This window comes from Vibrio sp. THAF190c, from assembly GCF_009363355.1.
Classification (GTDB): Bacteria; Pseudomonadota; Gammaproteobacteria; order Enterobacterales; family Vibrionaceae; genus Vibrio; species Vibrio fortis_A.
The window spans coordinates 1,764,979-1,780,582 of sequence record NZ_CP045338.1; the positions used below are offsets into that span (position 1 = coordinate 1,764,979).

The window sequence follows — 15,604 nt, forward strand, 5'->3', positions numbered from 1 at the left end:
TCATTGTTATCGATTAGTCGAGTTTGAAACTACTCTTTCCTACTTAATCTTGTTAAACAAACCGCATGACAAGTACAGTGCTCGTTTGTCATCAACTTGCTGACTCTCAGGTACGTAACGAACTTCACCTATCTCAAAATCGAACGGTTCATCGGCGTAAAGAAGCAAGGGAGTATTCAAATCAGAAAAATCTAAGCCATTCTCAGCCAAACAACTCAAAGGCACTTTAACGGTTAACCAAGGTTCGTTATTGTTCTCCAGCGCTCGGGAGAGCTCTTTCTCAATTGACGCGATTGCACCACATGGGTAAACGCAGTGACTCGCAAGTTTTAAAGACTTAGGCACTGAGCCGTAAACCGCAATGTCGAACTCCAAGTCTGCGCCTGCAAATAAGTAGTCCGTCAGATCAACACCTTTTTTATCTGGAGTTTGCAGATAGAACTGCATGGGTAGCGACTGCCCTAAGCTGACAGAAAGCGCATCCTGTTGGTGTTTATAGTTGATTGGTGTGGTGTGCGCGGTACCAATTTCCGTCACTTTTGAGCGAGATACAAATGTACCCTTCCACTGCGTCACCTGACCGCTCACTTTAGGCACAAACTGATCACTAGCAAGTCTCCCGAAGATCTCCAAATTATGGGTCGCTTTGGTTTTTTGGATCTCTTTACCACAGCCAATTCTCTCTTTATCTAACTCTATTTCATTCAAATGTTGTGCTTTTTGATAACTCAAGCCGTAGCCATATTCGAATAACGGTGGACTCTCCTCTGGAGAAAGCTCGTTTTCTGGAATCACATAGTCTGGAATCCGGGATTCAAAACGGCTTACATTACTCACACACTTGCCACGTGGCCAACTAAACGACAATCGTCCAGTAAAATCTTTGCCGTTCACACCAAACAACACATCGGTGATGCCCATCGCTTCGGTTCCTGGTAACCAAGCTGCTACGAAGGCATCAGACAAATTGAGCTCTGGCGTTGTATACAGAGGTCTGCCTGAGAAAAACAGGGTAACAACCTCAAAACCTTGTTCCTTGAGTTGTTCCAGTAAACGTAAATCGCGTTTATAACTGGCTTTAAGCTCTGAATAAGCAATGCTTTGGTGTTCCTTAATATCACCAAACATCTCCGCATAAGGATCTTCACCCATTACGACAACCGCAATGGCATCCATCGGCGCGGTCTCTGGGTCGGTAAACACTCTTTTCTCGCCAACTTGCTCAACGAAAGCCTCAAGGACAGTTTCACCGTTTTTATAGTCAGAGCGTCTATTCTCATTGCCCTGCCAAGTTAACGTCCAGCCCCCGCTCTGCTTTTGCAGATCATTTGAGGCACTGCCGACAACAAGATAAGTTTGGTTATTTGAGTTGAGCGGTAAAATTTGATTGTTGTTTTTGAGCAATACCAAGGATTCGCTGACCGCTTGTCTTGCCACCAGCCGATGCTTGTCTGCACCAAGTAAAGATTCATCACCTGCATAGAGTCGATAGGAAGGTCTCGGTTTGAACCATAGCCCTGCTCTCATTTTCACTCGTAGTATTCGAGTCACTGCATCATCGATTCGAGACATCGGAATTTCGCCACTTCGCACCTGCTTTATGACGTTGCGATAAAAACCTTTCCAATCTTTATTGTCTGTCACCATAAACAGGTCATTACCTGCCAGAACAGCTTGCGGGCAGTTGGCATTAGTACACCCTTTTACCTCACCATGCCCATTCCAATCGGTCACCACGATACCGTCAAAGCCTAGTTTACCTTTAAGTACATCCGTGACAAGGTAACGACTGCCATGTAGTTTGCCACTGTGGTTTGAGTTAGCGTCAGAGTCGATATTTCCATTTTCTTCAACTTGCTGCCAAGAGTTAAACGACGTCATAACCACTTGCGCACCAGCCTCTATAGCGGAGAAATAGCCTAGTGCATGGAGGTTACGCAGTTGGTCTTCTGTGGAGTGGTTGATTCCTCGATCTACACCATTGTTAGTCCCACCATCACCGAGCCAATGCTTAACGGTGGCGATCACTTTGGACTCGGTTTGCAGTTGTTGTTGATTACCTTGTAGCCCTTCCACGATCGCAGGTGCGTAGTGATAAGTAATGTCTGGAGACTCTGAATAGCCTTCGTAGACTCTTCCCCAACGGTAATCTCTTGGCACAGCCACCGTAGGAGCAAAAGTTAAGTCAATGCCGGTCGCAGCGACTTCTATTGCCGTTACTTCACCAATCTGTCGAAGTAAGTCTGGATTGTTCGCCGCGCCAAGACCAATATTGTGCGGGAACAGTGTCGCTCCATAAACATTGTTGTGCCCATGAACAGCATCGGTTGCCCACATAAATGGAATTCGGAACCCTCGGCCGGCATAGGCTTCGTCCAACGCAAGCCAATAGCTGTCCGCTTGTTTCGCCCACTCTTGCGCCGTTGCGTATTTATCTTCATTCGGCCAGCCACCACCACCGTTAAGTACTGAACCGATCTTATATTGCTTGGCTTCTGCCGGCGTCACTTGTCGATATTCAGGCATGATCATTTGCCCGACTTTCTCACCCAGTGTCATCCGACTTAAGATATCTGCGATACGAGCTTCAATCTGAGGATCTTTTACAATCGCACTCTCTAATGATGGCCATTCTGAATAATAGGGAGTAGTAACCCTCTGTTCTTCGTTTACTACATTTACTTCAATCGGAAGGTCCGCAATCGCGCAAGGAGCAGTAACTAAGCTTACAGCAACGCCTCCTAACAAAGCCTTATAATTGTGTAATATCACTTTGTAATTCCTAGCTAATTGACGATATTCAATAGCTTAAGTGTAGAACAAAAAACAAAACCATAGACATCAATAGGCATATCAATATTAGCAGCCTAGTAGGTATTCAGATAATCGAAGAAGTTCAGTGTATTGATACAAAAAGCCCACTGTTCATAAGATTCAGTGGGCTCTGTGATTTAGCGTTTAAGGATTGTTAGATAATTAGGCTGATTGCAATGGTTGCCATCATAACACCAACTATAAACTCTAGTATTTTCCATGACTTAGGGCGACTGAATAGTGGAGAGAGAAATCTCGCCCCAAACCCCAATGAAAAGAAGAACACGAATGAAGCAGTGATCGCTCCAATGGCAAATTGCATCTCATTCGGTTGGTACTGGGTGGAGATAGACCCAAGCAATACGACCGTGTCTAAATACACATGTGGGTTCAACCAAGTAAATGCCAAACATACCGACACCACTTTAAGCAAAGAGCCTTTGGTTTGAACATGGGTTTCTAACGCGTGGTTTTCGGTAAACGCAGAACGAAAACTCAATATTGAATACACCGCCAAAAACAGCGCACCACCAAATCGAGCGATCTGTTCTATCTGTGGAAACTTCTCAACAATTGCACCAAAACCTGCCACACCAAAACTGATCAACAGTGCGTCTGACACAGCGCAGACTAAACAGATAATGAAGACATGCTGATTTTTCAAACCTTGCTTTAGTACAAAAGCATTTTGGGAACCAATCGCTAAAATCAGAGACAAGCCAAGGGAGAAGCCTGATAAATATGTGGTCATGCTGATTGAATGTCTATCGTCATAAAGTGACTGTGAGGATCGAGCTTGTAGTCCGCAAAAGGTTCACAATAACGAAAGCCAAATTTCTCGTAGAGGTTACGAGCTGGTTTAAAGTACTCTTCAGAACCAGTCTCTAAGCTCAGTGTTTGATATTGGCGAGAAGAGGAAACCTCGAGTACATGCTGCAGCAATTTGCTGGCGACCCCGCCCTTTCGTGCATGACGAGATGTTCGCATCGATTTAAGCTCTGCGTGCTGTGGCTCAAGCTCTTTGATTGCTACACAACCAAGTAAAACATCAGCCTTCCATGCACTGAAAAACGTAATGTCTGAGGATTTTAGTGCACCGACATCAAGAGCGTGAACGCTTTCAGGTGGTGAAGTCGCGTACATGTCGGCTAAGTGTTCCTCGAGTAGCGCTATGACATCGCCACCCGACAAATCATCCTTTCTGATTTCCATTGAATCCATTCCTTTGTATTACTGAGTTTCTAATGCTGCCTTTATATTAACTGTCTTCTTATTGATGAACAGAAAACTAGCTTCAGAGCATAACTGAACCCTTATTTATAGTTCAAGCTCGAAGATAAACCTTTCAGAGCAGCGACTTACCAATCAATAGCAAAACTATTTACTCGTCTCGATAAATCCTTTTTGTTTCTCTTTCTCAATTACGTTCCTTACGATGCGCCACTTCTCCAACATTATCCACATCATTACAGGTCAAGACGCCTTGGGATCAGAACTCAGGTAACGCTATCATCATTTGTGTCAAAAAAGCCGCCCACTAAAACCAAAAACATTTTCTTATGGGACAAAACAAAAACGCAGGCCATTTTGACCTGCGTTTTTATTGGAAGGTAACTTTAGATCTTAGAAGTCTGCCGTCATGCCAACGTAGTAAGTACGCGGTTCTTCAACATAACCCATATTCTCAAGTTCTTGAGAAACTGCTTCATCAGTTAAGTTAGTGATACCAGCTCGAATGCGAACCGAGTCATTCACGTTGTATACAGTACCGATATTTAGCGTGGTGTAAGCGTCTTGAGTCAAATCCGTTTCAATCTGGCGTTCACCACGATATCTCGCACTGACAAACGCCGTTAGGTCGTAAGTTGGGCTCCAGTTCAGTTTTACCAAGCTCGAATGCTTGTAACGTTCAAGTAACTCTTCGCCCGTTGATTTGTCTTCTGTGTCTAGGTATGTGTAGTTACCTGATACATCCCATTGTTCTGAAATTTGGAATCCACCAGCCAGTTCAACACCTTGGATAACAGCTTCTGATACGTTGACATAGGTGCGGGTTCCGTTACTTACGAAATTACCGCCATTATCAACACAACCTACACCGTTACCACCCCACGTTCCGCCGGATAGACACTCTGTGTCACCACGGTCGATCAAGTCTTGGATTTCATTTCGGAACAATGCACCTTCGATGTTCCAACGAGGCTGACTATAAAGCGCTGCTAGTTCATAGTTCCAGCTCGTTTCTGGGTTTAAATCTTCATTGCCGACAATGTCACACCAACCTTTACAGCTCGCAACAGTATAACCAGCATGGTTCTGAGTCAGAGTTGGCGCTTTGAATGCTTTACCTACACCACCCTTAATCACTAAGTCATCTGTTGTTTGATGAACTAAATAGACTCGGGGGCTGAATTCTTCACCGTATTTTTCGTGCTTGTCTAAACGGCCACCCAAGGTAGCAGTTAGTTGTTCAGTAACGTTCCATTGATCTTGAATGAACAAAGCACCTTGATACGCTTCCGCTGGAGCACCCGTGACATTTTCTTCGTTTGTTAGCTCACTCAATTGGTAGTCAACACCTACCGTTAGAATATGGTTGTCACCAAGATAGCTTGTAGCCGACGCTTCAAAGATCTGTGTTAACTCTTCTACATCACGTGTTGAACTACCAACATCCGCAGCATTTTTATCAATCACATTCTCACGAGAGTAGCGAACTTTAGTATCACCCCAACTCCAGTAGCCACTGTGTGTAATTGCTTGGTTGTTACGTTTCACATTGGAGTTTGAAACATTCAGGCCGGTCGCATGTTCTGCCGCGGTGTCACGTTCGTCGTCGCTGTAACCAAGATCTAAATCGATGGTCTGGTTGTCCGTTGCATGCCATGTCAATGTAGCCAGTAAACTTAGGGTATCGCGACCTTCTAGAGCAGTTACATCCTCTCGATCGTGTCCTGCACTGTGAGTTCCAGAATAAGGCTGCCACGCATCACGGCTGGTTTGGTTTACAGAGAAGCGAGCATACAACTCATCTTCGATCAATGCGCCTGAAGTTGTTAGACCGACAGAATGTTCTTGCCCACCATTACCATCCATTGGCGATGATGTATCCATGCTCAATGTTGAGCTCCAATCATTCTCTGGTGCTTTGGTGATGATGTTAATCGTACCGCCCATACCATCAGAACCGTACAACGCCGACATAGGACCTCGAATGATCTCAACACGCTCAATCGAGTCAGCTGGAATGGTTGAAAGGTCGAAGTCGTTACCACGAATGATTGCACTTGCAGAACTTAGACGTCGACCATTTACCATGATCAAAGTGTAATCCGAATCCATACCACGAATAGAGATCATCTGACGACCTGCTCGCGTGCTATCAAAATCTGACTCAACACTGGTAGAGTCCGCCACGATATCCGCTAGTGTGATACCAGGGTTATTCTCAATATCCTCTGCCGTGATTACCGACATAGAAGCAGGCGCTTGTTTTAGAGAGGTTTCTGTACGAGTTGCGGTGACAACCATCTGTTCATCAGTTTCTGTAGAAGCTTCGTTGGCAAAGGAAACCGTTGAAACAGAAGAACAGATAAATGCTACGGCTATAGCTAAAGGCTTTGGAGAAAAAAGAGAACGATCCGTCATAGTATGATGTCTTTAGTTGCAAGTGATAATGGTTTGCATTAGACATTCGGTTACTATTTACATCAATGAAAGTTTCATCCCCTTTAGTAATTCTGACTATTTATTTTTCAAATACAGATTCTCTTCCATATCCATTTATTGATTAATCATTACCTGTAAATCAGTGCTGATTATCGTACACAAAGTGATACTTAGTTGTATAACTCTTTGAAAATACGTCGGATCCATTGACACATAGGATCATTGTGAAAACGTTTGTGCCAGTATAGATAAACATCTTCTGAAGGATGACGAAGTGCCTTTGGTACCCTTTTACACACAAGTTCACGTTGCTTCGCAGCTTGCTGGGCAAAAGGAGTTGGAAGGTGAAATATGATATCCGTAGTTTCTGCGATATCAGGAGCGACATTGAAATTAGAAAGTTGGACAGGAATCGACAGCTTACGTTGCTTGTCGATTAATCCGAGATCTTTAAAACGACTTTCAATCGACAGTTTTTTATCGCCTTGAAGTGAGATCTGTCCTAATTGACTATTTAGAAGGTCATCAACCGTGATCTCTTTATCTGCTAGCGGGTGGTCTTTACTCATCAACAAGCGATAATCGCGACTGGTCACAAAGGTGCGATACAGGTTCTGCTCTGAGCTAGACGGCTCATGAGTCGAGAGAACAAAATGTACGTCTCCTGAGATCAAACTCTCGAAGTGGCGTTTAGGAATTGAGTCGATGTCAACAATCATGTTCGGAGCCTGGCGACGAACCTCCGCCATCACTTTGGGCATCAAATGAGTAATCTGAGGTACCAAACCAAAGAATCGAACAGTCGCATCGCTGTCACTTGGCTCAAACACATCCCCTGCTACGAGCTTCTCCAGTCGCCCTAATACCGATGTTAAATCTTGTTTAATTGACTCAGCTTTAGGTGTTAGCTCATACCCATAAGTACCACGAACCAACAAGTCATCATTGAAAACTGTGCGAAGCTTTTGCAATGAACGGCTGATCGTCGGTTGGCTCATGTCCAGCGCTAATGCCGTATTTGAAACATGCTTTTCTTCTAACAGGTGCTTGAGGATAACTAATAAGTTGAGGTCGACTTGAGCCAGATTCATAAAATAGATACTTAGAAATGCAAAATTCAGAATTAGAATAATGCAGCGAGCTCGTTATGAACACAACGGCCGTGGACACTTGTTATCTAGGTAAAATGTAACAGTTTGTAGCAAAAACGATGGATTGTGAAAAATGATCAGAAAATTAGATACATATTCATCAAATACAGAACAGCCGCACTTTAGTACGGCTGCTAATTAGATGATATTAGAGTGGTATGTTGCTAGTCGCTTAACATCGACAAATCATCATCGACTGGGCTTTCTGCGTTTTGATTATCGAAGCTAGAACTGTCATCCATAACATCTACACCCATGTCGGTGTTATCTTGCGTAGTCCAATCGCCTTGCGAGCTGTCATCACCAGACATTGGGCTTCCAGCTCTATCTGCGCTTGTTCCCTGCATTTCGTAGCTTTCATCAATGTGGATCGATGCACTCGCATCCGCCCCTTCGACTGGGACATCATTGACATCAATGCCCACCATCTCTAATTGAATTTCCCCTTCAAATGCCTCATCCACTTTCAGTGCCATTGGCGCATCAAGATTGCTCACGCTATAGCCGCCTTCACCATCTGAAACCCCTTGAACAGGCTCTACTCCATCAGGTAAACCGGTCACCAGCATATGGTCTACATCTCCATTCCCGCTGATATTGTCTGGAATATCAACGTCGAACGTATCGCCCGGCGCCGCAGTATAATCAGGCTCTTGGTTTGAGCTTGTTTGAGGCGCTGGCTCCCTCATTGCCATCGCACTCACTGGTTGTGGCTCATCAAGTGGGTCTTCGTTTAGCAGTGTCACTTGGTGTTGACTGCCATCTGAGGTAGTAAAATCGATATCAATGTCACCTTGGTAGTTAGGATCTCCCCAGAAACTCCACGTCCCATTGTTATTATCGATTAGCGTACCACCATCGCCAGTGTATGAAACTTCGCTGATGGTTGTGGTTTCATCACTATTTGGTACCAACTCAAGCAAATCTTCACTTTCGAGCAGTGCATAGCTCTCATCACCAAGAACGAATGGAGAAGGCTCTGGTTCACCTCGGCCTAACTCTGTTGTCACCTCATTGTCAGCCGGATCTTCAACTTCATCGAGAGAAACGACGGATAAAGTGACCGAGAATTCACCGTTGTAGTTTTCTGGTGGTGTCATGGTCAGCGTATCGAGGTCCCACTTACCAATATCAATCGCCTGATTTTCCTCAGTAATCACGACTGTATTCTGACCATCACTCACAGTAAAACCAATTGGATAGCCTGTCATGGTTACGCTGGTCATGACTTCTGACGTATCAAGCTGTTCGATATCAATCCCGAAGTGTGCCGTTGTATCCTCTTTAAACACTAATGGGCCATCAAAGCTTGTAGTGATTGCTACACCATCTGCTATTGGGCGAATGTAGACATTCATGTCCATGCTGGCTTCAGTGTTACCATCAGTAACTACCACTTGAAGACCTGTGGTACCAGCAAAGTCGTCAGTCGGAGTAAACGTCCAAGTTCCGTTACCGTTATCAACAACAGTACCTTCCGCTTCCTCCCCCGTGGCAGTAACGACACGAGACACAGTCAACGAACTATCTACATCACCAAATAGGTCAATCAAGTCAGAACTATTGAAGGTAATGGCTCCATCTTCATCCACTGCTAAGTGCGCATTACCGTTCTGGAACGGAGCGTCATCTACTGCCATTATATTGAGGTTTACAGTACCTTCTGTGGTCGCTTCACCATCACTGACTTCATAAGCAAGATCGATAGCACCATTGTAGTTTTCCGGAACCACAACTTGGTATAGTCCGTCTTGAGTTGGTGTAATTGATGCTTGTATTGGCGTTCTAATAGACAAACTTTCCAGAGTGAACTCGGTGTCATCCACGTCAGTAACTTTTGAGAGAATGAAAGCTGGGTCAATGGTAATGACTTGATCCTCGACACCTTCCATTGAGAGAGTTGGAGCTATCGGTGCGTCATTGACGGCTTCCACATTGAAGGTCAAATCCGTGGTGGTCGTCGAGGTGTCGCCATTTGAATTTTCAACAGACGTAGCAGACAGTTGCAGGCTGACTTCGCCGTTAAAATCTTGTGGTGGTGTAAACTGCAGATTATCTAGATTCCACCCCAATACATCGACGCTGTTGCTATCGGCAGTCGCGTCAAAGGTATTTGTGCCATCGGTTAGGGTACTCCCCTCCGGCAAAGCATCTAAGACTATAGACTGCATGCTTTCCGAACCGTCAAGATCCGTAAGCATCGTGCTGATATCAATACGGATATCATTATCTTCTGTCGGTACTTCAGTCACCCGAATATTGTCTAACAAGCCCCCTAAGCTGTTGTCATCAGGAGCGTTAAACTCAAGTCGTGGGTTATCAGTGGTCGCAGTCAGCTCATAACTATAAGTGTGCCAGCCTACTGTATCCTGGCTGATGGTATCGATAAGCTCGCCATCAAAATACAGCTCAATATCAGAATCGTCTTCCCAGTTGCGTCTTGCTGAGTAATCAAAAGTAAGAGTGACCGTTTCTCCGGCTTGAAGGTCAAGGTTTTGGTAGATATTAGACTCATCGCCTCTGTGTACTTCTAACTCGATGACATTGCCACGGTCGCTATCACGAATGCCGGTGTAAACTTGTTCTCCACGAATTTCCAAACCGCCATGAGTATTATCCGTGCTCCAATCATCACGAGCATTACTGGTATCAAAGTCCGTATCAACCATAGCACCTAGGCTGGCTGAAACATCAGGCGCATCAGCGACTGCTTCCACATCTAAATTGAGTACAGCAGGGACGGTGTGTGTCCCATCCGTGACATCATAGGTAACGTCAATGTTGCCGCTGTAGTTTTCTAGCGGGGTCACTGTAAACGACCCATCAGGATTTGCACTTACGGAGCCAACCGCAGGATCAACAGAAACATTCAATGCTGTCAGATCATCGCCATTAATGTCTGTTGCGTTAGCGAGAAGGTCATCTTGAGTAAAGGTAATAGCGTTATCTTCGCTTACCGAATCAGACAATGGTGATACTTCTGGCGCATATTCGTTGGCATCAATATGTAGGGTTTGGCTTGTTGTCGCGGAGTCTTGATTGGAGCTTTCTGTTGAAGTTGCTTCAATCACTAAATCAATGTCGTCGCTAAAGCCTTCTGGCACTTCCAATACTAAAGTTTGGTCCAATACAACAGAAGGAATGATCGCGGGTTCACCATCTGCCACCATAATTTCGCCGGTGTAAATCGCTTGGTTAGTTTCACCTAAATCAATTGAGAAAGAGAAATCGTCATAGTCGCGGTCACCACCACCATATAGATCTTCAATTCCGTAAATTAACTCGCCGTCATCGTTCATAGTAACGCGAGTATGTTCTACGCCGTCTTGGTTGAGATTTGTGCTGGTGCCACCATGGAATACTGCATCACCATTTTGGCCACGCACCACACTTTCTGTGCCATCTTCAGCAATGTAGATCAATTGTGGGTCATTTGAAGTGATACTTGCCGGTGAGCCATCCTCATTTCTAAAGATAAATTCACCGCCTTCCAGTGATTCAAAATCGTTGTAGCGACCACCGTTCGGGATGACGAATAGGTTGAAGCTCTGACCTTCTTCAAGTTCGAACGAGAAAGAAGACTCTCCCGGTATTAAAGTACCACCAGCGCCTTGTTGTGAAGCATCGCTATACACCATATTCACGTTGGTGATTGAGCCATCCTCTTCCACCACATAATAACCTACCGAGTTCTTGTAACCTGCACTCTCACCTTCAAAAGTCACTGTCACGGTAGAGTCGGTAAAACTAGTTAACCCGCTAGATTGATCATTAAGAATCGCGTCGCTATCGTAGCGGATTACGCTACCATCCGGCGCCCCACCAACCGTAACACTTAGTGCTTCAGAACCATCTTGATCCACCAAAGAGGCATCGATATCGAACTCAACCACATTCTGATTATCGCGAATCACTTCACCATCTAGGTTGTCTGCACTTGGTGTCACACTGAGCTCTGGAGCATCTGCCACGGCTTCAACATTTAGCTGAAGTTCATTGCTAACCGTATCAATACCGTCGGTGACCTCGTAGGTGATAGATATTGACCCATCAAAGTGCTCGTCCGGTTCAATGGCAAAGGTTCCATCTTGGTTATCCGTGAGTACCCCATTTCCGTCAATACTCAAGTTAAGCGCTGTTAGAGATTCACCGTCCAACTCCGTAACATTGGATAGAAGCTGTGCTTGAGTCAGCGTAATTAAACCATCTTCATCAACCTGATCTGTTAAGACACCATCTACAACTGGCGCATCTTGTTGAGGGATAACATCCACAGATACTGTCGCGGTATCAAACGAACCATTCCCATCTGTTGCAGTGTATTCAAATTGAGCTTCACCGAAGTAGTTAGGTGCTGGTGTGAAAGTAATAGAACCATTTTCGCCTAGTTCAACTGCGCCTTGGCTCTCATCCACCATGCTCACTTCAACTATCGACAACAAGTCACCATCTGCGTCAGTGTCATTGGCCAACAAGTCATTGGCATCAAGAACAAGCACACCATCTTCTAGCACCTGAATAGGTGTCGTAGTAATGGTGTCATCAACGTCAATCAACTGCTCAGTAACATCGATAGGCTGATCAGCGGTATCGTAGTTTAGGTCTAACGTTGTAGCACTTGTCACTTCACTGCCATCACCCTGAATAGTGACCAGCTGCAGTTCTTCTGTAAGCGTGCGAGATACCGTCATATTCTGCACAACATATGTGCCGGTTCCACCAGTAGTGCCAAGTTCGAAGTGATGAACAGGTTGATCCGTTGTGAAGACGTACTGATCTTGGAACTCACCAGATTCTCGATAACCGCCTTGAGAATCGATAACATTCCCCTCTTCATCGTAGGCGGTGATGATGACTTCCGTCGCGTTTCTATGAGATTCATCAAACCAGCCGCCAAGCCCATCGAGTTGGAAGGTAATTTGATTGACATCCTCACCATCAATCGTGACAACAAGCGTGTCGTTATGGGACAAACCATTATTCGATTGGTCGCCAATACCAGCCCCTACAGACGTTCCAGCGCCATTCCAAGCTGTCAAATCCCCACCAGTAACTTGAGTCGTGATTATGACGTCATCTTGCGTAAACACAGCCGTGTCACCATCAACTATGCCCCAATCAGATGCTTGCGCGGTTCCATCAAACACATCCGTGCTGGTATCACTATCGAAGCTACCTACCTTGATATCAATCGTCGCTGACTCGACGGCATCCACATCTGGCACAAACTGCAGTTCAGTATCAGCAGAGTATGTTTCACCGACAACGACATCTTCCCATACATCGTTTTCATTGAGGTATTGAAGTACACCATTCTCAGGCTCGGCATCTAGGCGAATGCTTGGTTCTCCGGCATCAAGCTCTGAGTCGTCGTTAGCTATGACCGGGTCATTAACAGATACAACATGAAGATTCGCGGTGGTTTGCGCGGTTGCACCTTCGTTGTCTTCAATCACAACATCAAAGACCACGTCACCATGGAAGTTTTCATTAGGCGTAAAGCCAAAAGATCCGTCTGGATTTTCTACAAGCTCACCGTCCTCACCTGAGTATTCGACAGATTGAAGACTCACAGGCCCCTCAACATCGGTAGAATTAGCAAGCAAATCATCCGCCGTGAAATTTAATACGCCATCTTCATCAATTTCATGATAGGTCGGCGCTGCATCAGGAAGATCGTTCACCGCTTCGACATTGACGTCAAACGATAAGGTATCAGTGGTCGTATCGCTATTATCAAGCTCGTTAGAATAGATAGGTCGATCGGGAGTAACATTGACATCAAAACTCTGGGTATCCTGCTTGCTATCACTCGCCTCACCCGAATTCGCAGCGCGGCTTGCACTCGAACCCTCGCTACTTTGCGGTTGCGACGAACTTGACTGCTGAGCAGGTTGAGCAGCATCTTCATTACCTGCAGGTGTATTTCCGCCTACTTGCTGTGAACCGACACTCTGTTGTGCACCACCACTTTGCTCTGGGGGTTGCTCCCCTTCTTGGCTACCTTCTTGTACTTGCGAAGGAGGAGCGCCACCCTCGCTTTGACGTCCTTCTGCTGCAACAGGTTGAGCCCCTTGCTCTCCACCCTCGTTCTGTTGCTCTGCACTCGGCTGTTCGTTCCCTTCTGACTGTTGTTCACTATTTTCTTCTAACGGTGCCACTGAGTCAGAGCCGGTGGCCACTGTATTTGCAGCTGTAGATTGTTGATTATTTTGATTTCCGGGATGAGATGACGAAGAAGGCGACTTGTCCTCTGTGGCAACTTGCTCAACTGCATCGTTCAATTCGTTGTTTTCTGGGTTCTGACCAACTGGCATACGCACTCCTTGTCAATGACTTATCTGTTTCTTATTATTCCTATGCTATACGTAGCATAGGACACCAAACACATAACACAAGTTGATCAAAGCCGTATGGAATAAAAAGATGATCCGACGCTTATTCTGTTTAATACATATTAAAAATTAACGAGTTAGGCGTCTCTTCTAACAAATCTGTACTAGAGTAAAAAGAAAACAAAAATGCGTTGCATAAGGACCGCCTATCCGAGCAGCGAAATTACAACGTCAATAAACTCGCTTGATACTCAATACCACTCGCTATACTGCGAACAATTCAAAGCGAAGGGCAAGGATGGCTGGCTTATGAATGAACTAGATAAAATCATCGAGCGCTCGATTAACCAAGAGCACCAATCAACGCTCGATACGTCAAACTCCCAAGATAAAGTTACAGTAAATAAAGTCTTTGTGATCATTGCTGTTTTTATACTAGGCATAGTGATCTGGGCGACCCAAGCCACCATTGATATTACGGTGTCGACAAGAGGCGAGGTTTTACTCGATTCGGACGTTGAGAAAGTACAGCATTTAGAAGGCGGTATTCTAGAAGAGCTCTATATCTCTCCCGGAGACCTTGTCTATAAAGGTCAAAAAATAGCAACGTTAACTTCGCAAGACCGTGTGTCGGAATTGCAATCCACTCGATACGAAATATCTCAACTTCAGGTCGAAAAACTCAAATACCAAGCTCTCATTCATGACACACAACCTGACTTTTCACATTACGCAAACTACCCTGCTTTAGTTGAAACGCAAACCCTCTCATGGACAGAAGAAAACAATCGAAATCGATCTAATGATGAGCTGTTCTTACATGATATTCAGCATAAAAAAGGGTTGATCGAATCAATGAACCGTCGTGTTGCCTCTTCAAAGCAGCAACTGGCCGTGATTAATCAGCAACTGAAGATCAAAGATCAGCTTTATAAAGAAGAGATGGCATCGCATATAGATGTGCTGAACATGAAGGTACAGCATCTGAACATGTTGCGTGAGATTGAGAATCTTAATGAAGGCATCTTAAACGAAGAGTTCCAACTTACTCGTCTACAAAAGCAATTGAGTGACAACCAAAAGAATCGTAGAACCGACTATTACGCCAAACTTACTGAAGTAAACAACAATCTTAAGATCAAACAGACTCAACTTCCGTCGGTAACCGACAAGGTGGAGAGGCTATTAGTGTTCTCTCCTGTTGATGGCAAGGTCGACAAAATCAACTTCAATTACCAATCCGCCGTCATCCCTCCTGGTGACAGTATCGCAGATATCACGCCACTCAATAATGAGATGCATGCAGAGGTCAAGATCCCGCGTAAAGACGTAGGCTTCATCGAAAAAGGACAAGAGGTCAAACTAAAATTCGATACCTATAACTTTGCCAAGTACGGCATCTTATCTGGCAACATCGAATCCATTTCTCGCAGCTCTTACGAGGAAAAAGAGCAAGAGTACTACATCGCCAAAATCAAGATTACCGAGAACTACCTAACGCGTAATCAAATCCAATATTACATTGCTCCATACATGGAGTTTACTGCAGACATTAAAACCGGTAGCCGAAAAGTGATCGATTACGCCTTGAAGCCGATCATGACCGCGCTTGATGAATCGTTTGATGAGAGGTAG

At 44.9% G+C, this 15,604-nt stretch carries 7 protein-coding genes; 1 reads left to right on the plus strand and 6 read right to left on the minus strand.

The window, feature by feature from the left end:
• Positions 1 to 39: 39 nt before the first annotated feature.
• From FIV04_RS07855 to FIV04_RS07880, 6 genes are all read right to left on the minus strand, one after another.
• Positions 40 to 2,772, minus strand: a complete 2,733-nt coding sequence (locus FIV04_RS07855) for a glycoside hydrolase family 3 protein (protein ID WP_253895326.1) — start codon at positions 2,770 to 2,772, stop codon at positions 40 to 42.
• Between the two features lie 196 nt (positions 2,773 to 2,968).
• On the minus strand, positions 2,969 to 3,565 hold the full coding sequence (locus FIV04_RS07860; RefSeq protein ID WP_152468777.1) for a LysE/ArgO family amino acid transporter: 597 nt from the start codon (positions 3,563 to 3,565) through the stop codon (positions 2,969 to 2,971).
• Positions 3,562 to 4,026, minus strand: a complete 465-nt coding sequence (locus tag FIV04_RS07865) for a GNAT family N-acetyltransferase (protein ID WP_150872599.1) — start codon at positions 4,024 to 4,026, stop codon at positions 3,562 to 3,564. Before FIV04_RS07865 ends, FIV04_RS07860 begins: the two co-directional genes overlap by 4 nt.
• 411 nt (positions 4,027 to 4,437) lie before the next feature.
• Positions 4,438 to 6,462, minus strand: a complete 2,025-nt coding sequence (locus tag FIV04_RS07870; RefSeq protein WP_152468778.1) for a TonB-dependent receptor — start codon at positions 6,460 to 6,462, stop codon at positions 4,438 to 4,440.
• 191 nt (positions 6,463 to 6,653) lie between these two features.
• Entirely contained in the window at positions 6,654 to 7,574 is a 921-nt protein-coding gene (locus tag FIV04_RS07875) for a LysR family transcriptional regulator (protein ID WP_152468779.1), read from the minus strand.
• Positions 7,575 to 7,798: 224 nt separating this feature from the next.
• Positions 7,799 to 13,951 (minus strand): tandem-95 repeat protein, encoded by a 6,153-nt coding sequence (locus FIV04_RS07880; protein ID WP_152468780.1) that lies wholly within the window; start codon positions 13,949 to 13,951, stop codon positions 7,799 to 7,801.
• Between the two features lie 327 nt (positions 13,952 to 14,278).
• Between FIV04_RS07880 and FIV04_RS07885 the strand changes: the two genes are divergently transcribed.
• On the plus strand, positions 14,279 to 15,604 hold the full coding sequence (locus tag FIV04_RS07885) for an HlyD family type I secretion periplasmic adaptor subunit (protein ID WP_152468781.1): 1,326 nt from the start codon (positions 14,279 to 14,281) through the stop codon (positions 15,602 to 15,604).